13 protein-coding genes and 1 pseudogene are annotated in these 19,461 nt (G+C 60.3%); 12 read left to right on the plus strand and 2 right to left on the minus strand.

Annotation, left to right across the window (positions count from 1 at the left end; all coding sequences use genetic code 11):
• Nucleotides 1-98: 98 nt before the first annotated feature.
• From AAHA39_RS14950 to AAHA39_RS14965, 4 genes and pseudogenes are all read left to right on the plus strand, one after another.
• On the plus strand, nucleotides 99-2,132 hold the full coding sequence (locus tag AAHA39_RS14950) for an exoribonuclease II (protein ID WP_320656119.1): 2,034 nt from the start codon (nucleotides 99-101) through the stop codon (nucleotides 2,130-2,132).
• A gap of 241 nt (nucleotides 2,133-2,373) precedes the next feature.
• Nucleotides 2,374-4,014 carry a GGDEF domain-containing protein gene (locus tag AAHA39_RS14955; RefSeq protein ID WP_042032570.1) on the plus strand — a complete coding sequence of 547 codons (1,641 nt, stop codon included), beginning with the start codon at nucleotides 2,374-2,376 and terminating at the stop codon, nucleotides 4,012-4,014.
• Between the two features lie 4 nt (nucleotides 4,015-4,018).
• A pseudogene (locus AAHA39_RS14960) lies at nucleotides 4,019-5,127 on the plus strand (EAL and HDOD domain-containing protein).
• Between the two features lie 66 nt (nucleotides 5,128-5,193).
• Complete coding sequence (locus AAHA39_RS14965; protein ID WP_043849710.1) at nucleotides 5,194-5,784, plus strand: HAD family hydrolase; 591 nt, start codon at nucleotides 5,194-5,196, stop codon at nucleotides 5,782-5,784.
• 133 nt (nucleotides 5,785-5,917) lie between these two features.
• On the opposite strand, the gene hfq is transcribed toward AAHA39_RS14965, so the two are convergent.
• The gene (gene hfq / locus AAHA39_RS14970) at nucleotides 5,918-6,277 is read right to left on the minus strand and encodes an RNA chaperone Hfq (RefSeq protein WP_005335772.1); all 360 of its coding nucleotides are present in this window, start codon (nucleotides 6,275-6,277) and stop codon (nucleotides 5,918-5,920) included.
• Between the two features lie 178 nt (nucleotides 6,278-6,455).
• Here hfq and AAHA39_RS14975 point away from each other — a divergent pair, with 178 nt between their 5' ends.
• Genes AAHA39_RS14975 through AAHA39_RS14985 form a run of 3 tightly spaced genes read left to right on the plus strand, consistent with a single transcriptional unit; the run spans nucleotide 6,456 to nucleotide 9,935 of the window.
• Complete coding sequence (locus AAHA39_RS14975) at nucleotides 6,456-7,727, plus strand: paraquat-inducible protein A (RefSeq protein ID WP_104016419.1); 1,272 nt, start codon at nucleotides 6,456-6,458, stop codon at nucleotides 7,725-7,727.
• Complete coding sequence (pqiB, locus tag AAHA39_RS14980; protein ID WP_041209196.1) at nucleotides 7,720-9,369, plus strand: intermembrane transport protein PqiB; 1,650 nt, start codon at nucleotides 7,720-7,722, stop codon at nucleotides 9,367-9,369. The genes AAHA39_RS14975 and pqiB overlap by 8 nt, the downstream gene beginning before the upstream one ends.
• Nucleotides 9,366-9,935 (plus strand): PqiC family protein, encoded by a 570-nt coding sequence (locus AAHA39_RS14985; protein WP_042032581.1) that lies wholly within the window; start codon nucleotides 9,366-9,368, stop codon nucleotides 9,933-9,935. Before pqiB ends, AAHA39_RS14985 begins: the two co-directional genes overlap by 4 nt.
• 81 nt (nucleotides 9,936-10,016) lie before the next feature.
• Here AAHA39_RS14985 and rlmD read toward each other — a convergent pair whose 3' ends face one another.
• A complete protein-coding gene (gene rlmD, locus AAHA39_RS14990; protein ID WP_071912641.1) occupies nucleotides 10,017-11,369 on the minus strand; it encodes a 23S rRNA (uracil(1939)-C(5))-methyltransferase RlmD in 1,353 nt (450 codons plus the stop codon).
• A 550-nt stretch (nucleotides 11,370-11,919) separates the two neighbouring features.
• On the opposite strand from rlmD, the gene AAHA39_RS14995 reads away from it, so the two are divergent.
• From AAHA39_RS14995 to AAHA39_RS15015, 5 genes are all read left to right on the plus strand, one after another.
• On the plus strand, nucleotides 11,920-13,644 hold the full coding sequence (locus AAHA39_RS14995; RefSeq protein WP_320656117.1) for a proline--tRNA ligase: 1,725 nt from the start codon (nucleotides 11,920-11,922) through the stop codon (nucleotides 13,642-13,644).
• A gap of 480 nt (nucleotides 13,645-14,124) precedes the next feature.
• Nucleotides 14,125-14,388, plus strand: coding sequence for a hypothetical protein (locus AAHA39_RS15000; protein ID WP_050490107.1), 264 nt, complete (start codon nucleotides 14,125-14,127; stop codon nucleotides 14,386-14,388).
• Between the two features lie 213 nt (nucleotides 14,389-14,601).
• A complete protein-coding gene (locus AAHA39_RS15005) occupies nucleotides 14,602-15,231 on the plus strand; it encodes a TetR/AcrR family transcriptional regulator (protein ID WP_208737091.1) in 630 nt (209 codons plus the stop codon).
• Between the two features lie 176 nt (nucleotides 15,232-15,407).
• Nucleotides 15,408-16,394 carry an efflux RND transporter periplasmic adaptor subunit gene (locus tag AAHA39_RS15010; RefSeq protein WP_320656116.1) on the plus strand — a complete coding sequence of 329 codons (987 nt, stop codon included), beginning with the start codon at nucleotides 15,408-15,410 and terminating at the stop codon, nucleotides 16,392-16,394.
• Nucleotides 16,395-16,396: 2 nt separating this feature from the next.
• Nucleotides 16,397-19,453, plus strand: coding sequence for an efflux RND transporter permease subunit (locus AAHA39_RS15015; RefSeq protein ID WP_320656115.1), 3,057 nt, complete (start codon nucleotides 16,397-16,399; stop codon nucleotides 19,451-19,453).
• Nucleotides 19,454-19,461 lie beyond the last annotated feature (8 nt).

Genomic DNA, 19,461 nt, shown 5'->3' on the forward strand with positions numbered 1-19,461 from the left:
CAGGCCATTCACCTTGGCTTTGCAGGGCTAAAAACGTATAGTGCTGGGCGATCCTTCATCAGGTCTCCACCCAGGTTTTCACTTCAGGTTCCTCACTTATGTTCCAAGACAATCCGCTGCTGGCCCAGCTCAAGCAACAAATCCGCGAAAACATCCCTAAGAAAGAGGGTGTTATCCGCGCCTCCGATCGGGGCTTCGGCTTTCTGGAGGTCGATGAGAAGACCAGCTATTTCGTGCCGCCTCCCTACATGAAGAAGGTGATGCACGGTGACCGGGTGAGCGCCCTGATCCGCACCGAAAAAGAGAAGGAAGTGGCCGAGCCGGATGCCCTGCTGGAGCAGTCCGTCACCCGCTTCGTGGCCCGGGTCAAGATGTTCCGCGACCGCCTCAACGTGGTCGCCGACCATCCGCTGATCAAGGATGCCATCAAGGCCCGCGTCAAGAAGGGTCTGGACGAAAAAGAGTTCAAGGAAGGTGACTGGGTGGTCGCCACCCTCAAGCGCCACGCGCTGGTTGACGGCAACTTCTCTGCCGAGATCACCCAGAAGATCGCCGCACAGGAAGATCACAACGTGCCCTGGTGGGTGGTGCTGGCGCGCCACAACCTGGCCCAGGTCGAACCGGCTGATCTGCCGGAGTGGAAGGTGATCGAAGAGGAGGAGCTGCCCCGCCGTGACCTGACCAAGGTGCCTTTCTTCACCATCGACGGCGCAAAAACCAAGGACATGGACGATGCGCTGGCCATCACCAAGCTGGATAACGGCTGGGAGCTGCTGGTCGCCATCGCCGACCCGACCGCCTATGTGGCCGAAGGGAGCGAGCTGGACAAGGAAGCCGCCCAGCGCGCCTTCACCGTCTACATGCCGGGCCGCAACGTACCCATGATCCCGCGTACCCTATCGGACGAGCTCTGCTCCCTGAAGGAGGGCGAGGAGCGCAACACCCTGTGCGCCCGTCTGCTGATCGCCGAAGATGGTCTGCTGCTGGAGGAGACCGAGTTCTTCGCCGCCCGCATCTGCTCCCACGCCCGTCTCAACTATGACGACGTCTCCGACTGGGCCGAGCATGGCAAAGAGCTGGCCATCGACGCCGGCGTGCTGGCCCAGCTGCCGCTGATGAAGGCGATGACCGAGGCGCGCATCAAGTGGCGCACCGAACATGCGCTGGTATTCCCGGATCGTCCCGACTACGACTTCGAGCTGGGCGAAAATGGCGAAGTGCTGGCTATCCACGTCGAGCCACGCCGCATCGCCAACCGCATGGTGGAAGAGTCGATGATCGCCGCCAACATCTGCGCCGGTCGCGTGCTGGGCAAGAGCGTCGGTTACGGCATCTTCAACGTTCACACCGGCTTTGACGAAGAGTCCCTCGACGGCGCCATCGACCTGCTGAAGAGTGCCGAAGCCCCGTTCGAGCGCGACGAGATCGCCAGCCTCTCCGGCTTCTGTGCCCTGCGCCGCTGGATCGACAACCTCGACACCCGCTGGCTGGATGGCAAGATCCGCCGTTTCCAGAGCTATGCGCTGATGTCCTCCGAGCCGGGCGCCCACTACGGCCTGGGTCTGGATGCCTACGCCACCTGGACCTCCCCGATCCGTAAATACGGCGACATGGTCAACCACCGTCTGCTTAAAGCCGTTATCGCCGGCAAGACCCCGGGCGAGCGCCCGAGCACCGAGCTCACCGAGCATCTGACCGCCTGCCGCCGTCTGCACCGCATGGTGGAGCGCGACATCGGCGACTGGCTCTATGTCCGTTATCTGAAAGCCGCCGCGGGCACCGATCAGGTGTTCAACGCCGAGATCATCGACGTGATGCGTGCCGGTCTCAAGCTGCGTCTGCAGGAGAACGGCGCCGTGGTGTTCATGCCTGCCCGTCACATCCTCGACAACAAGGATCGACTGGAGTGCAACTGGGACAACGGCCGCGTCTATCTGGACAAGACCGAGGTGGTCTACGAGCTGGGCCAAATCATCGAGGTGAAGCTGACCGAAGCGGTGGAAGAGACCCGCTCCCTTATCGCCAAACCGGCGGTAGATCTGGTGCCGGGACCGGCACCGGAAGCGCCGGTCGCCGAGAACAGTGCTGATAACGCCGCGGCACCGGCCGATGAAGCCAGCAAGGCGGAATAAATCCCCCTCTCCAGAGCCCGCCACTGTGCGGGCTCTTCTTTTCAGAACCCTTCAAATCTCCCTGCCAATCTGCCACTGATTGCTGTTACCTGTAACAGTTAATAGCCCCACGCAAAGCCCGTCATCACGCACCATAAAAGGAGCCAAAATCTGGGCTCTGGATCTCCATTTTGACATTTCAATCAATAAATTAAACGGACTCTATATATACTCGCTGGGTTAGACCCAAAGGGATATTGGCATGCAGGAATGGGATCCGGAACACTTCACCAACTTTGCCCAGTTATGCGAAGTCAGCCTCGCTACCATTCGTGACAAGACAGATGCCGACTACCTCTATCTCTGGCTGAAATCCCCCGAACCGAAACTCTATCGCTTCCAGCTGGAGCAGGGGCTGACGACGCTCGATCTCACCCATCTGGATGCGTTGCCCCTGCCCCACACCTTGATCGACAAGGCGATTCATCAGGGCCAGCTGATGATCGAGCCGGTCCACCAGCCTCCGGACGAGCGGGATGAATCAGAGCCCCAGCCGCCCCGCCTGCGCGCCTGCTTCCCCCTCAAACGTCACTTGAAGCTGGAAGGGGTCATCTACCTCGAAACCCACCGCCGGATCGATCGCCTCTCCCGCCATCAGCGTCAGGGGATCCAGCTACTGATCCACTACCTGACCGCCGAGCTGAGCAACCACCTACTCGCAGATCAGGTTGATCAGGAGCGGGACCAGCGGCTGCATACCCAGACCGATCTGGTGCAGAGTCAGGCGCTGCAGGGCTCCTTTCTCACCATGCTGCAGGCGCTGCACATGGTCAGTGTCACACTCTCTCGCAGCCGCAGCGAGAACCAGTTACTGCGTGATGCCGTGCTGCTGGCACGCAAGGAGCTGCAATTTGACCGGGTCGCCATCTTTCTCATCGAGCCCGATGGCAAGACCATGCGCGGCACCTGGGGCACCAGTGAGGAGGGAGAGCTGGTAGACGAACACGACTTTGTCAGCCCCATCCCGGATCACCCCACGGTGCAAGAGGCGCTCAAGCGCAAGGATTACGTGCTGGTGCTCGAAGATACCCCTCTCTACTACGAGAAACAGCAGGTGGGACAGGGCTGGAACGCCATGGTATCGCTCTGGGATGGCGCCATCCCCATCGGCTGGATTGCCGCCGACAACCTGCTGTGGCACCGCCCGCTCAAAGCCTATCAGAGCGAGATCTTCAAACAGTACGCCGCCATCCTGTCGCAACTGCTGATCCGCCAGCGCACCCAGGAGCAGCTGGAGCGGCTCAATCGCGAGCTGGAGGAGCGGGTCGCCGAGCGTACCATGCAGCTGGCCGAGACCAACCGTGCGCTGGAGGAGGCCAACCGGCGCCTCTCCCTACTGTCGCTGGAAGATCCCCTCACCGGCATCGCCAACCGGCGCCAGTGGGATATCACCATGCAACGGGAGTGGGAGTGGGCAAGACGTACCCAGAGCCTGCTGGCCGTACTGATGATCGATGTGGACGAGTTCAAGGGTTACAACGATCACTTTGGCCACGCCAAGGGGGATGAGTGCCTCCAGCAGGTGGCGCGGGTGCTGCAGGAAGCGGAGCGCCGCCGCACCAATCTGGTGGCTCGCTATGGCGGAGAGGAGTTCGTCATCCTGCTCTGCGCACCGCAACCCGGTGAAGCGGAGCAGCTGGCGGAGCGGATTCATGAGGGGCTAGCCCGTTTGCACCTGCCACATCCCGCATCCCGAGTTGCTGATTTCATTACGGTTAGCATAGGCTTTAGCTATCTGGTCCCCTCCCAGGACGAGGCATGGCAGAGCCTGACCGAACAGGCCGACCAGGCGCTCTACCACGCCAAATCAGAAGGGAGGGCCCGCACACTGGCCTATCGGTGATCCCATGCTGTTGCGTCGCTATCCCATCTTCAACCGTCGCCTGGCTCTGGTGGCCTACGGCATCGACTATCAGCTCAGCTCAGCTCACCGGCCGAATGGCCCGCACTGGCCCAACATAGCCACCTGCTGGCGCAGGGGCGCCAATATCTGCTCCCCTTCAGCCACGAACAGCTCGATGAGCAACGCCCCCTGCTGTTTGCTCAGGAGACCATCCCGCTGGTCGAGGCATCCAGCGAACGGCTACCCACCTCCTTTCCGGTGCTGGAGCAGTGGCGCGACAGCCGACGCAGACTCGCCGTCCATGGCGCCCATCGCGATGCCCGCTGGCTCGGTGCCAGCCGCCTGCTGGTGTTCTGGACGGGGGAAGAGGGGATCTGCCAACCCACCGATCACAAGCGGATGGCGCTCAACGTCGAGGCGTGGGAGGACTTTCTCCCCTTGCGGGAGGCGGGGGTCGATTTCTTCGCCGGCGGCTTTCTCGCCCGTCCCGAGCTGGTCAACCAGCGCGCCCAGCAGCCCGACATGGCGCTGGTGCAGCAGATCCTCCAGCTAATCTGCCACGAAGAGTTCTCCTTTGCTCAAGTCGCCCGCCTGCTGGAGCAGGATGCCTGGCTACCTGGCCTACTGCTCACCTATGTCAACGCCCCCGGTTTCGATCACGCCACTCCCATCACCTCGGTGCCCCGTGCCCTCTCCTATCTGGGGGAGCAGGAGATCCGCAAATTCGTGCTGATCAACGGGCTGGCCCGGGCCAGCCAACATATGCCCGAAGCCTGTACCCGGATGGCCATCGCTCGCGGCCGCTTCTGCGAGCTCATCGCCCTCACGGCGCTCGGTAAAGCCGACGCCAGCTGGGCCTTTCTGGTCGGGCTGGTGCAGGATGCCTCCCTGCTGTCGGAGGAGATGAAGCGCCACCTGCCCACGAACGTCAAACGGGCCATCGAGCTGCACGAAGGGCCGCTGTTTCATCTGTTCCAGCTGGTCAACACCTACGAGCAGGGCAACTGGGCTCTGCTGGCACAGCTGGCCCCGCACTACCAGCTCGATCCGGCCAAGCTCACCCCCATCTATTTTCAGGCACAAATGTGGGGGCAAGCGTTTCTCACCAGCTAGGTGATGGCGAGCCGGGGAGCCACTGGCTAGAATGGGCTCCCTTTTTTCAGAGACAGACCCCGCACCATGACCCTTTCCGGATTCCAAGGCCTGGTCTTTGACCTTGATGGCACTTTGGTCGACTCCATGCCGCTGCATCTCGCCGCCTGGGAGCACACCGCCCGTGAGTTTGGCTTTCGCTTCGATGCCGACTGGTTCTATGAACTGGGTGGCATGCCGAGCCGCAAGATCGCGCTACTGGTCGCCGAAGAGCAGCAGATCCCCCTCGATCCGCTCGAGGTGACCCGCTGCAAGACCGCCCACTATGTGGCCAATCTGCACAAGGCGACTGTGTTTCCGGCCATGCAGACACTGCTCGATCGCTATCACGGCACCATCCCGATGGGGATTGGCACCGGCTCACCCCGGGTCAATGCCGAAGCGGTGCTGCGCAATACCGGGCTGGATCGCTATTTTCAGGTGGTGGTGACGGCCGACGACGTGGAGCTGCACAAGCCCAATCCGGACACCTTCCTGCTGGTCGCCAGCAAGTTGGGGGTCGCTCCGTCAGACTGTCTGGTGTTTGAAGATACCGGGATCGGCGTACAGGCGGGCGAGGCTGCCGGGATGCAGACCTGCATGGTCAAAGAGGGTAAACCGGTAGGGATCGACTTCTGATGAGGTGAAAGTTATCGCCCCTGGCAGGGCGATTACGGGAGTCCACGCTCATACGGGACAGGATGGAGAATGAGCGGAACTCCCGTCAGCCGTTGACGCAGCTGGCGGTCAACGGACAGGCAGTGACGTACGATTACTCGTTGTTGCCGCCACCCTGATTGTCGTCATAGCGACCCGGCGCACCGTGGGGACGCGGCGCCATGGAGACACGCGGCTTGCGAGCACGCTGGATGTTCACCTGCGGACGGCCGGTGTGCATGGCGATGGTGGAGATCTTGGCCTTGTAGACCAGCTGCTGGTTGCCGTGTGCATCGGTCAGCAGCACGCTGTACTGGTCAAACCCGCTGATGGTGCCCTCCAGCTTGATGCCGCTCACCAGGAAAATGGCGACCTGACTGCGGTTTTTACGCAACCAGTTGAGGGCAGAATCTTGCCCGTTCCCGAGGGAGAAGGCTTGCTCAATCGTGGAGTAGCTTGGGGATTCAGTTGTCATAAATTATTGTCCCGCGGAAAAAAAGTGGCGTTTGATTGTGCTAAATGGCCACTGGCTTGTCAAAGTCATTCTCACACACCGCCCCGCAAATCGCAGCGCTGCAGGACTGGTCGCTGACCGATACAACTGCGATAATCGCCCCTCTGGTTCTCTCGCGAGCCTAATCTGGGGTTTTATCTTGCATCCGGTTTCACACCAACACCATACCACCTACGTTCATGACGACACCGCCTGCGAAGAGTGTGACCTGCTGATCCCGGCCACACCGCTGGCGGTGGGCGAAGCCAGCCACTGCCCCCGTTGCGGTCACACCCTGAGCCAGCATCTGCCACAGCAGGAGCTGCGTCCCATCTCCTACGGGTTTGCGGCGCTCATCATGTTCGTGCTCTCCAACTCCTTTACCTTCATGTCCTTCTCGGCCAAGGGGATCGGGCAGGAGATGACCTTTCTCCAGTGCATCTCGACTCTGGTGGACGAAGGGTATCTGTTTCTCAGCGCCGTGCTCAGCATCACCCTGATCGGTCTGCCGCTGGTCTATATCGGCTCCATCATGCTGGTACTGTGGCGCCTCGACAAAGACCTGCACAGCCACGCCCTGCGCTCTCTCGGCCGCCTGCTCTGCCGTATCAAGCCCTGGCTGATGGTGGATGTCTTTCTGGTGGGTGTGCTCATCTCGCTGGTCAAGCTGATGGGGATGGCCGACATCCAGATGGGCCTCTCGTTCTGGGCCTTCGTCGGTTACACCATCCTGCTCATCAAGACCATCTCGTCGCTGGATCGGATGTGGCTCTGGCAACGGTTGTTCGGCCCGACCGAGCAGCGTGAACTGGATCCCGAAGCGGGCGCCATGGCATCGGGTCTGGTGGGCTGCCATATCTGCGGCGCCCTGAGCGATGCGGGCAGCCACAGTTGCCAGCGCTGCGGCGGCAAGTTGCATGCCCGCAAACCGGGCGGCCTGAACCGCACCTGGGCCCTGCTCATCACCTCGGCCATTCTCTACATTCCGGCCAACGTCTACCCGATTATGGACACCGTCTTTCTCGGCGATGACAGCCCCTCCACCATCCTCGGCGGCGTGGTGCTGCTCTGGGCGATGGGCTCCTACCCCATCGCCGCCGTCATCTTCTTTGCCAGCGTGGTCGTGCCGCTGGTGAAGATCCTGGCGCTGTTCTGGCTCTGCTACATGGTGCAGAGCGGCCATGCCGAGTCGCCGCTCGGCAAGCTCAAGCTCTATCGGATGACCGAATTTGTCGGACGCTGGTCGATGATCGATGTCTTCGTGGTGGCCATTCTGGCGGGCCTGATCCGGCTCGACAACCTGATGACCATCTACCCCGGCCCTGCGGCCGTCGCATTTGCAGGCGTGGTGCTGATCACCATGGTCGCCGCCATGAGCTTCGACTCGCGCCTGATCTGGGATTTACAACAAGGAGAACGCGAACGTGAGTGAGCGTAAAACAAGGTGGAAACCGGGCTCTGACTTTCTGAGCTCCGCCGCCGCAATCTGGATGGTGCCGCTGCTGGCACTGTTCATCGGTCTCTGGATGCTGTTCCAGCACTGGTACTCCCAGGGCCCGAGCTTCACCCTGACAGTCGCCACCGCCGAAGGCATAGTGGCTGGCAAGACGGAGATCCGCTCGCGCGAGGTCACCGTCGGCCGCATTGATGCCGTCCAGCTGAGCGATGACTACAGCCACGCCGTGCTCAAGGGCCGCCTGACCAACGACGCCGCCAGCATGCTGCGCGGCGACAGCAAGTTCTGGGTGGTCAAACCCAGAGTGGGTCGCGAAGGGGTATCGGGTCTCAGCACCCTGCTCTCCGGCGCCTATATCGAGCTCTCCCCCGGCAAGAAAGGGAAGGCACGCGACGAGTACGCCATGCTCGACAAGCCGCCGCTCGCCTCGCTGGACGCCAAGGGGCTGCGCCTCACCCTCTCCAGCCGCGAAGCCAAGGCACTTGGCGAGGGCTCGCCCATCAACTATCAGGGCTTCACCATAGGTCAGGTGGAAGAGGCGAAGTTCCTGCCTGAAAAGAGCGAGATGCAGTATCAGATCTTCATCAACGCCCCTTACGACATTCTGGTGAGCAGCAACTCCCGCTTCTGGCTGACCCCGGGCTTCGAGGTCTCCATGAGCAGTGAAGGGATGAAGGTGAAGATGGATTCGCTGGAGAGCCTGATCGACGGCGGCATCACCATGGGCCTGCCTGCCGGCTGGTCTCCGGGTGATCCGGTCAAGCAGCACGAGGAGTTCACCCTGTTCCAGGATGAGGCGAGCGTGCTGGCCGGTAGTCTGGATCAGTTCATCGACTACGTCTTCCTGTTCGACGACAACGTGGCGGGCCTCCACCCGGGCGCGGCGGTGCAGTATCGCGGCATCCGGGTCGGCACCGTCATCTCGGCGCCCTACATGATCGAGGAGAAGGGGGTTCGCATCTTCCAGAACCGCCAGATCCCGGTACTGGCCCGTATCGAGGTGCAGCGCCTCTCCCACCGTTATGCCAAGGCGGAAAAAGATCAGTGGCGCGCCCTGTTCAGCAAGCAGTTCAAGGAGGGGTTGCGTGCCAGCCTCAAGACCTCGAGCCTGCTGACCGGCGGCAAGATCATCGACCTCAACTTCTATCCGGACGCACCGCGCTTCGATCAGGTCAAGCTGGCCGGCTATCAGGTCTTCCCGACCGTGCAGGGCGGGCTGGATCAGATCGAGCGCAAGGTGAACCTGATCCTCGACAAGTTTGTCGACATGGATATGGCCACCACCCTGACCAAGGTCAACAGCTCGCTCTCGACGCTGGATGGCACCCTGCGCAACATCAGTGCGGTCAGCGCCAATCTGGACAAGCTCACCGCCAAGGACTCCACCCAGCAGCTGCCGGCGTCGCTCAACGAGAGCCTCAAGCAGTTGCAGGAGACCCTGCAGGCCTATGATGCCCAGTCGCAAACCAATCAGGATCTGCGTCAGTCGGTGCAGACCCTCAACCAGCTGATGCGCGAGCTGCAGCCGCTGGTGCACTCTCTCAACGAGCAGCCGAGTTCGCTGATCTTCGATCGCGTCCGTCCCCGGGACCCTGAACCCAAGCGAGGCACACCATGAAAAAGTTCATCCTGACGCTGGCGCTGACCGGCCTGCTGGCCGGGTGCAGCGGCACCCAGCCGGCACTGCACTACTACTCCCTCGCCGCCGACAGCCAGCAACCGGCTGCGGCGCCGGTTACTCCGCAGCACCAGCTGGTGCTGCGCCCCATCGCGCTGGCGGGCCAGCTCGACCGGATCAGTCTGGTCTATCAGCTGGAGGGGCAGGAGCTCCACTTCACCGAGTACCACCGCTGGGCCGGTTCGCTCGACGATCAGCTCAACCAGCTCACCCTCAACGGCCTCTCCACCCGCCTGCCGGGCTGGGTCGTCCGTCAGGATGGCGGCCGCAAGGGCCCGGTGCTGACCATACTGGTCGAGCGCTTCCAGGGTCGTCACGATGGCCGCGCGGTGCTGAGCGGACGCTGGCGCCTGCTGGCGGAAGATGGCTCGGTACTGCGCGAAGCCCCCTTCAATCAGGTGCGGGTGCTGCCGGCCGATGGCTACAACGCGCTGGTCAGCGAGCTGGGTCTGGGCTGGCAACAGCTGCTCGACCAGATTGCCGACGAGGTACGCAAGCAGGGCTGACTACCGCAAGCTGCGAGTATCAGATAGCAAAAAACGACGCCAGTTGGCGTCGTTTTTTTATGGGCGCAAGTCAGAGGCGACTTATGCCTTGGCGGGCAGGCTCAGGCGAGCGACGGCTTCGACGTGCATTGAGTGCGGGAACATATCGACCGGCTGCACCTCGTCCAGCACGAAGCCCTGCTTGACCAGCCAGGCGAGATCGCGGGCCAGGGTCTGCGGGTTGCAGGAGACATAGACCAGACGACGGGGCGCCATGGCCACCAGCGTCTGCAATACGGCCTTGTCACAGCCCTTGCGCGGCGGATCCATCACCACCACATCGGCGCTCACCCCTTCGGCATGCAGGGCAGGCATCAGCTGCTCCGCCTTGCCGACGTGGAACTCGGTCTGCTCGATGCCGTTGAGAGCCGCATTGCGACGGGCGTCGCTGATGGCGCTCTCGACCGACTCGATCCCCACTACCTTGGCGGCCTTGCCAGCCAGGAACAGGGAGATGGTGCCGATACCGCAATAGATGTCGAACACCGTCTCGTTGCCGGTCAGCTCGCAATACTCCAGCGCCTTGGAGTAGAGCACGTCGGTCTGGCTCGGGTTGTTCTGGAAGAAGGAGAGCGGCGAGATCTCGAATTCGAGTTCGTGGATCTTGTCGCGGATCACCCCGCTGCCCAGCAGCACCCGGTTGTTGTCGCCCAGAATGCGGTTGGTGCGCGCTTCGTTGATGTTCTGCACCAGGGTAGTGATCGGCAGATCCTGCAGAGCCGCCAGCAGCTCGGCTTCGAACGGCAGCTCCTCGCTCAGGGTCACCAGCACCACCATCAGCTCGCCACTCTTGAAGCCCTTGCGGGTCATCAGGTTGCGCACGCAGCCGGTGTGGTTCACCTCGTCATAGGCCGCGATGTCGTGCGCGCGCATCCAGTTGCGCACCCGGGCGTTCAGCTCCACGTGCAGCGAGTCCTGCACCGCGCAATCATCGGCGGTGATGAGGTCGTGGGAGTGCTTGCGATAAAAACCGATCTCGGCACCCGCGTCACAGCCGCGCACCGCGTACTGCGCCTTGTTGCGATAGGCGAACGGGGTCTCCATGCCGAGGATGGGATTGACCACGGCCTCACCCAGCCCGACCTGCTCCAGGGCGCTCTGCACCAGACTCTGCTTGAGCTTGAGCTGGGCCGGATAAGCCAGCGGGCGCACCTGACAGCCACCGCACTCGGTGTTGGGGCAGAAGTCGGCCACCCGGTCGGCGGAGGGCTGGAGCAGCTCGGCGACCTTGCCGTGCAGGTAGTTGGGCTTCACCTCGGTCAGTTCGACCAACGCCTGCTCACCCGGCAGCAGACCTTCGACAAACAGGGGGCGGTCGAACAGGCGTCCTTTGCCATCTCCTTTGTCGGTCAGTTCCAGGATCTCGATCTGGTGTTGATGTCCCACTAGCGGCATGAGCGGCTCCAAAAGTACAAATAAAAGAGGGGGCGACGGGGCCGGTTTGGCCGACCCGTCACGAAAAGGTGGCAGAGTTTAGCGGAGATCCGGCCAAATTGCAGGCATTAAAAGCCCAATGGTTGTGGTACTACCCGCCCCGCTTTTGCAGCCCGGCCAAATGGCCCGAGGACAAGGCCCCGCCAGCCCCCGTTCCCGCGGGTTGCGGCAAGATTTGCATCGTCAGGATCGGCCAATCCCCTTAGCGAGCCCTCACTGGCAAGCTGCGGCCCGTTACAGGGACAAACCACGCGGTATAAATCAAATTTATGGGTTTTGCCAAAATGGCCAAACTTTTACTTATACCAAGCCAATTGCGGTCACATGCGCCTCCGGCAAGCCGGTGATGGCCAGTCGGGCATCCCCTCCGATCCGCGCAAGATGGCCGGCCCGCGCCGCCCTTTCGCGGCTGCGGCAAATTTAGCCCTTGGGCCGCAACGCCCAGCCTGTTAAAATTCCGCCCTTGAAATTATCCTGGGCCCCGCGCCCGTTCTAGCTAAGGTCTACCGCGATGCGTACCAGCCAATATCTGCTTTCCACTCTCAAGGAAACCCCCTCCGACGCTGAAGTTGTCAGCCACCAGCTGATGCTGCGCGCCGGGATGATCCGTAAACTGGCCTCCGGCATGTATGCCTGGTTGCCAACCGGTCTGCGGGTACTGAAGAAAATCGAGAACATTGTTCGCGAAGAGATGAACAATGCTGGTGCCATCGAAGTCTCCATGCCGGTGGTGCAGCCCGCCGAACTGTGGCAGGAGTCCGGCCGCTGGGATGACTACGGTCCCGAGCTGTGCCGCCTGACCGACCGCCACAACCGTCCCTTCGTGCTGGGCCCGACCCACGAAGAGGTGATCACTGCGCTGGTGCGTTACGAAGTGAACAGCTACAAGCAGCTGCCGCTCAACCTCTACCAGATCCAGACCAAGTTCCGCGACGAAGTGCGCCCCCGTTTCGGCGTGATGCGCGGCCGCGAATTCCTGATGAAGGATGCCTACTCCTTCCACATCGACAAAGAGTCTCTGGTCGATACCTACGAGAAGATGCACGCCGCCTACTGCAAGGCGTTCACCCGCATGGGTCTGAACTTCCGTCCGGTGCAGGCCGATACCGGCTCCATCGGTGGTACCGGCTCCCACGAATTCCAAGTGCTGGCCGAGAGCGGTGAAGATTTGATCGCCTTCTCCGATACATCAGATTACGCCGCCAACATCGAGATGGCCGAAGCGCTGGCACCGGCTGGCGAGCGCGCTGCCGCCACTGCTGCCCTGACCAAGGTTGCCACCCCGAACGTCCACACCATCGACGAAGTGGCCGCCTTCCTGAACGTGGCGCCGACCGCCATCGCCAAGACTCTGCTGGTACTGGGCGAAGAGGATGAGGCTGGCAAGCAGGCCGTCATCGCGCTGGTACTGCGTGGCGACCACGAGCTGAACGAAATCAAGGCCGAGAAGCTGGCTGGTGTTGCCAACCCGCTGACCTTCGCCAACGACGAGCAGATCAAAGCGGCCGCCGGTTGCGACGCAGGCTCCATCGGCCCGGTCGGCTTTGCCGGTCGCATCATCGTCGATCGCAGCGCCGCCCATCTGGCGGACTTCGTCTGCGGCGCCAACGAGACCGGTTTCCACCTGATCGGTGCCAACTGGGATCGCGACATCACCGCTTACGAAGTTGCCGACCTGCGCAACGTAGTAGAAGGCGACCCGAGCCCGTGTGGCCAGGGCAAGCTGCTGCTCAAGCGCGGTATCGAAGTGGGCCACATCTTCCAGCTGGGTACCAAGTACTCCGAAGCGATGAAGGCGAGCGTGCTGAACGAAGGCGGCAAGTCCGTCACCATGGAGATGGGTTGCTACGGTATCGGGGTTTCCCGTCTGGTGGCCGCTGCCATCGAGCAGAACAACGACCAATACGGCATCATCTGGCCGGACGCCATCGCCCCGTTCGAAGTGGCCATCGTGCCGATGAACATGCACAAGTCCGTGCGTGTTGCCGAGCTGGCCGAGCAGTTCTACGCCGAGCTGAAAGCAGCCGGTGTCGACGTGCTGTTCGACGACCGTAAAGAGCGCCCGGGCGTGATGTTCGCCGACATGGAGCTGCTGGGCGTGCCGCACGGCATCGTCATCGGCGAGCGCGGCATGGATAACGGCGTGGTGGAGTACAAGTGCCGCCGCACCGGCGAGAAGCAGGAAGTGGCCATCAGCGATATCGTCGCCATGATCAAGGCCAAGCTGGGCCGCTAAGCCCCACAGCCGCCTTAACGAACGCACTCAAAATGGTGCCAGTCAGCCAATGCTGACTGGCATTTTTTATTGCTCTCTCTGACGGATGGCCCTGTTACATCAGGATGCCGGGTATCCTCCTGCACTGTCTCCTGACTCCTGACCACCAAACCACTCCACCTGCTCTGGTAAGGAGGTGTCGCTATGCTGGGGTGATCTGACGGGAAATACCGGAAATACCCCTGCCATGTGCTCAATATGGTTCTGTGAAAATAAACTGCAGGACAATCCAGTCGTGCTGCGATATATAACCGATATTTAACAGAAATATTTGCCTAGCATGCCATTAATTGCCATGAAACCCCCAAGTGAGCCCCAGCAATTACTTTTTCACCACCCGTGAGCGCTCTCACAATCAGCACCACATTCTATTGTCTCTCGTTAATTTCAGGACTATCTCTTGACGCAAATATCAATTGCGTTTTTTAACCGGGAGAATATATGCAAGTCAAAGTGATTGAGAGAACCTTCAGACTGGTCGGCGAAAATGAACTTTTTGCTCAATTTACCTTTATTACATCGGGAATTATACATATCTGGTTTCCAACGACGGGGCTGCAAATGGAAGCACACCGTAACCATATTCATATTCAAGACAGCACAATTATATATACCGATGGCCTCAGCTCAGACCAGCATCGTGCCCTCTGGTCGTTAACTCTGCACAGCGAAGACATCAAGGAGTTCATCTCCATCATCTCTTGATGTACCCCATCACACGTGAAACCTAGTGACGATAGTCCAGGCCGCTCAACCGCTGGCAAAGCTAATCATGGCCAGGATGGAGAAATGACGCTGTATATAAAAACCTTCTATTTCATATGGTTATGTTTTTGTCGATGTGGCTTGCTTGACAAAAAACGTACAGAGATTGATGCTAAGTAATAGGTGAATTACTTTACTTAGAGACCAGACCAGATGGCGCGTCATCCCAAGCATTTACCGAGCGAAGAGCGGCAAGCCGCCACGATCCAGACGGTCATCACACTGCTGGCCAAGCATCACCCCGGGGAGCTCACCACCACCATCATTGCGCAGCACATGGGGCTCACCCAGGGGGCCCTGTTCAAACATTTTCCCACCAAGGATGCCATCTTCCAGACGGTGATGGAGTGGATCGCCAACACCCTGCTCTCCCGTCTCGAACGTGCCATAGAGGGTATCGAGTCAGCACCGGCTGCACTGGAAGCCATGTTTATGACGCACGCTGAATTTGCAGCTCATCACCCCGGTATTCCAAGAATGATGTTTGGCGAGCTGCAAAAGAGCCGAGCCTCGCCAACCAGAACGATTGCCAAGACATTGTTATTACGTTATCGGGCGATGTTGATTAAATTAATGCAGCAAGGTATTGCAAACCATGAATTTCCATCAACTCTGGATATGGATGCTGCGGCGACATTATTCATCGGCATGCTGCAAGGTTTGATTATGCAAGCCGTCATTGCCGAAGATATGGAACAACTCCAGAAGCAGGCTCCGGGAGTATTTTCAATATTCCTTGCCGGAATTACCCATCCTGAATCAGCTTCACCAGCGACCAGCTAAATTTATTACTGATTTAATCCATCACCAAAAAATATGACCGGTAATCATAGTAGCATAACATGATTGCCATATTGGCCGCTGCGTGGAGCCTCCAAATTATGCGACATCCTTTGTTCATGTTAATCATCGCTCAACTATGTCTGACCCCATTAATAAGTGATGCCGCAGAAAACAAAATGGCGACGGCAATCACGACGGTGACACCACAGCGGCAACTCTGGCCTGACATCATTCCGGCAATGGGCGTTGTTACCCCCTGGCAGGAGGCCATCGTCAGTGCCAATAGCGGCAACATGGCGGTGGTGGAGATCAACGCCGCTGTCGGTGATCTGGTCACTCGAGGCACCATGCTGGCTCGGCTGGATGACAGGATCGCCAGGGCGGATGTGCAGCGAGCCCAAGCCGAGCTCATCAAGGCCGAGGCGAGCCTGCAGCAAAACCTGGCCAATGCCCAGCGCATGCGCAGGCTCTATCAGGCAAAGAGTGTCAGCGATCAGGATCTGCTCAAAGTGGAGACCGAGCTCAAGCTGGCTCAGGCGCAGGAGCTGTCAGCCAAGGCATCACTGACCAGTCAACAGGTACGTCTGGACGATACCCGCATCATTGCGCCGGATGATGGTCTTATTACTGCTCGCAATGCCACACTGGGGCAGGTACCAGCCACAGGTACCGAACTGTTTCGCCTCATACGACAAAATCGCCTTGAGTGGCGCGCCGAACTGACCGCCGCCAAGATGGAGCAAGTCAAGCCAGGCCAGCATGTCTCCTTGCTCCTGCCATCCGGTGCCAGAACGGAAGGGCAGGTCAGGCAGCTGGCTGGCGCACTCGACAACAACAGCCGGATGGGTACTGCCTATGTCGATATCCTGCCGGGCAGCGGTGCCAAGTCGGCCATGTATATCGGTGGCCAAATTGAAGTCGAGAAACGGCAGGCACTGACCATCCCGGCACAGGCGCTGCTGATCCGGGATGGCCGCAGCGTCGTTTTCCGCATCGACGATGGCAAGGCCTATATGCAGGAGGTCACCGTGGGCCTGCGCCGCGACAATGCCGTCGAAATCACCCGGGGCATCCGGGAAAACGACCTGATTGCCCTCAAGGGGGCCGGGTTCCTCAACAATGGTGAAGCCATTCGCGTCATAACCGCCAAAGGCAAGGAGTAACCATGAATCTGGCAACCTGGTCGATCCGCAACCCCATTCCCTCCATCCTGCTGTTTATCATGCTGACCCTGGCCGGCGTGGCCGGCTTCCAGAAGCTGGGGATCCAGGATTTGCCGGATCTCGATTTACCGACCGTCAAACTGGAACTCCGTCAGCCGGGCGCCAGCCCCTCCCAGCTGGAAACCGATGTCGCCAAAAAGGTGGAAGATTCGCTGGCGACCGTACGTGGTCTGCGCCACATGACCACCAAAATTAACGATGGAGTGGTCACCATCACGGTGACCTTTGATCTGGAGCGCAATCTGAATGAAGCCTTGTCCGACACCAAGGATGCGGTTGATCGGATCCGCAGCGATCTGCCCGATGACCTGCAGGAGCCTATCGTCAGCAAGGTGATCGCGGGGCCAGGCGGCGCCATGCTCACCTATGCCATTGCCAGCGACAAGATGAGCGAGGAGGCCCTGTCGTGGCTGGTTGACAACGAACTGGCCAAGGCGGTGCAAGCCGTTCCCGGCATCACAGATTTCACCCGGATCGGTGGCGTGCGCCGGGAAGTGCGCATCGAAGTCGATCCCATTCGTCTCTCCGGGCTGGGGGCCACTGCGGCTGATGTATCGCGCGCGCTACGCAGTGTCCAGCAGGAGTCATCCGGCGGACGGGGTCAGATGGGTGGGGCTGAGCAGAGTGTGCGAACCCTGGCGACGGTACAGCAAGCCGACCAGCTGCGCGCCCTGCCGGTGGTGCTGAGTGATGGACGCAAAATCCGTCTGGACGAGATCGCGACCGTCCGGGATACAACTGCCGACAGAACCCAGTCGGCCATGCTGGATGGCAAACCTGCGGTGGGATTTCAACTCTGGCGCACCAAGGGGTTTGACGAGGTGCGCATTGCCGCAGGGGTAGAGCAAGCGCTGCAGGAGATCCAGCACAAATATCCCGATATCAAGTTGCTACGGGTCAACAGCACGGTCGAGCATACCGAGGAGCAGTACGAAGGTTCGATGCACATGCTCTATGAGGGCGCCATTATCTCCGTGCTGGTAATCTGGCTGTTCCTGCGCGACTGGCGAGCCACCCTGATCGGGGCGGTCGCACTCCCTCTCTCCATCATACCGGCCTTCGCCTATATGCACTGGGCAGGCTATACGCTCAACACTATTACGTTGCTGGCGCTGGCGGTCGTCGTCGGGATCCTGGTCGATGATGCCATCGTTGAGGTCGAGAACATCGCCCGCCATATGAACAAGGGGAAAAGTGCCCGGGAGGCCACTGAAGACGCGGTCAACGAGATTGCGCTGGCAGTAGCGGCGACCACCACCACGCTGATCGTGGTGTTCCTGCCCACCGCCATGATGAGTGGTGTCCCCGGTCTGGTATTCAAGCAATTTGGCTGGACCATAGTGATTGCCGTCGGCCTCTCTTTCATGGTCGCCCGCATCATCACCCCCATGATGGCGGTCTGGCTGATCAAACCCGGCCAGCACCAGCAAGAGCACGATGGCCCCACCATGCAACTCTATCTGCGACTGGCTCGCTGGTGCCTCGATCATCGTCTGAAGACCTTGCTCATCGGTGTCGGTCTGTTTGTACTCTCCGCCGCCCTGTTGCCGCTGTTGCCTACCGGCTTTATTCCGCCGGCTGATCGGGGTAGCACCACCATCAGCATTGAGCTGCCTCCGGGAGCCAGCATCAATCAAACCATGGAGATGGCCGAGGAGGCCAGAAATGCGCTGATTGGCACTGAAGGCGTGAAGTCCATGTTCGCCTATGCCGGCAATGCCTCGGCCAATGATCCCGGTGAAGTACGCTTTGCCAGCCTGGTCGTCGTGCTTGCCGAGCGTGGGGAACGTCCGAAACAGAGGGAGATCGAGCTGGCCATGCGGCAGCGGTTGGCTGATGTTCCCGGTGCCCGCTTCTCATTTAGCAGCGGTGGCTCGGGTGAAAAACTCGAGCTGGTGCTCTCCAGCTCAGATACACACGCGCTGATGAATAGCGCCAAACAGCTGGAACAACAGCTACGTGGCTTGCCATTTCTCCACAACGTGACCTCGACAGCCAGTCTGGAGCGACAAGATGTAGTCATCCGACCCGATGCCGATCAAGCTGCCGAGAGCGGTGTGACAACCCAGGCCATTGGCGACACCTTGCGGGTCGCGCTGGCAGGAGATCGCGAGTCCTCGCTCTCCAAACTGAATCTGGAACAGCGACAACTGGATATCCGTGTGCTGTTGCGCGGGGAGATGCGCCAGAACCTTGAGGCTATCGCGGCGCTGCGCGTGCCGGGTCGCACTGGACTGGTTCCTCTTGGCAACGTAGCCGAGATTGGGCTGGAGAGCGGCCCATCACAAATAGACAGATTTGATCGCGAACGTCAGGTCACGCTGACGGCAGATCTGGGGGGTTATGCCTTGGGCAATGCCCTGAAAGCGGCCAAAGCGCTGCCTGCTCTGCAGGATCGCCCGGAACAGGTACGGCTGCTGGAGTCTGGCGATGCAGAGACCCAGGCCGAGCTGTTTGCCGGCATGAGCGGCGCCATGATTGCGGGTGTGCTTTGCGTTTACGGGGTACTGGTGTTGCTGTTCAAGGATTGGTTCCAGCCTCTGACCATCCTCTCAGCCGTCCCGATGGCCGCGGGAGGCGCCTTTGCCGCCTTGCTGCTGACCCACGGCGAATTGAACCTGCCATCGCTCATCGGGCTGGTCATGCTGATGGGGATCGTCACCAAGAACTCGATACTGGTAGTGGATTTTGCCATCGTAGCCAGGCAGCAGGGGATGAGCCTGCGCGATGCCCTGCTCGATGCCTGTCATAAACGGGCACAGCCGATCACCATGACGTCGGTCGCCATGACGGCGGGTTTGCTGCCACTTGCGCTGGGCTTTGGCGCGGATGCCAGCTTCCGCCAACCGATGGCCATTGCCGTAATAGGGGGGTTACTGTCAGCCACCGCCATGAGCCTGCTGATGGTGCCGGTTGTCTACAGCTATGTGGCCGACCTGGAGAGCTGGCTGAAAGGGAAACTGGCCAGCAGAAGCGGCCAAGCAGGGGGGCACCAATGATCGATTTT

Source organism: Aeromonas sp. SE22, assembly GCF_038739755.1.
GTDB classification, from domain to species: Bacteria; Pseudomonadota; Gammaproteobacteria; order Enterobacterales; family Aeromonadaceae; genus Aeromonas; species Aeromonas jandaei.

What these genes read in the sequence shown, in the direction of transcription:
- AAHA39_RS14985 (WP_042032581.1), top strand. Translation starts at nt 9,366, where the DNA reads ATGAAAAAGTTCATCCTGACGCTGGCGCTGACCGGCCTGCTGGCCGGG.
- AAHA39_RS14995 (WP_320656117.1), top strand. Translation starts at nt 11,920, where the DNA reads ATGCGTACCAGCCAATATCTGCTTTCCACTCTCAAGGAAACCCCCTCC.
- AAHA39_RS15010 (WP_320656116.1), top strand. Translation starts at nt 15,408, where the DNA reads ATGGCGACGGCAATCACGACGGTGACACCACAGCGGCAACTCTGGCCT.
- AAHA39_RS15000 (WP_050490107.1), top strand. Translation starts at nt 14,125, where the DNA reads ATGCAAGTCAAAGTGATTGAGAGAACCTTCAGACTGGTCGGCGAAAAT.
- AAHA39_RS14955 (WP_042032570.1), top strand. Translation starts at nt 2,374, where the DNA reads ATGCAGGAATGGGATCCGGAACACTTCACCAACTTTGCCCAGTTATGC.
- AAHA39_RS14950 (WP_320656119.1), top strand. Translation starts at nt 99, where the DNA reads ATGTTCCAAGACAATCCGCTGCTGGCCCAGCTCAAGCAACAAATCCGC.
- AAHA39_RS15015 (WP_320656115.1), top strand. Translation starts at nt 16,397, where the DNA reads ATGAATCTGGCAACCTGGTCGATCCGCAACCCCATTCCCTCCATCCTG.
- hfq (WP_005335772.1), bottom strand. Translation starts at nt 6,277, where the DNA reads ATGACAACTGAATCCCCAAGCTACTCCACGATTGAGCAAGCCTTCTCC.
- AAHA39_RS15005 (WP_208737091.1), top strand. Translation starts at nt 14,602, where the DNA reads ATGGCGCGTCATCCCAAGCATTTACCGAGCGAAGAGCGGCAAGCCGCC.
- AAHA39_RS14965 (WP_043849710.1), top strand. Translation starts at nt 5,194, where the DNA reads ATGACCCTTTCCGGATTCCAAGGCCTGGTCTTTGACCTTGATGGCACT.
- rlmD (WP_071912641.1), bottom strand. Translation starts at nt 11,369, where the DNA reads ATGCCGCTAGTGGGACATCAACACCAGATCGAGATCCTGGAACTGACC.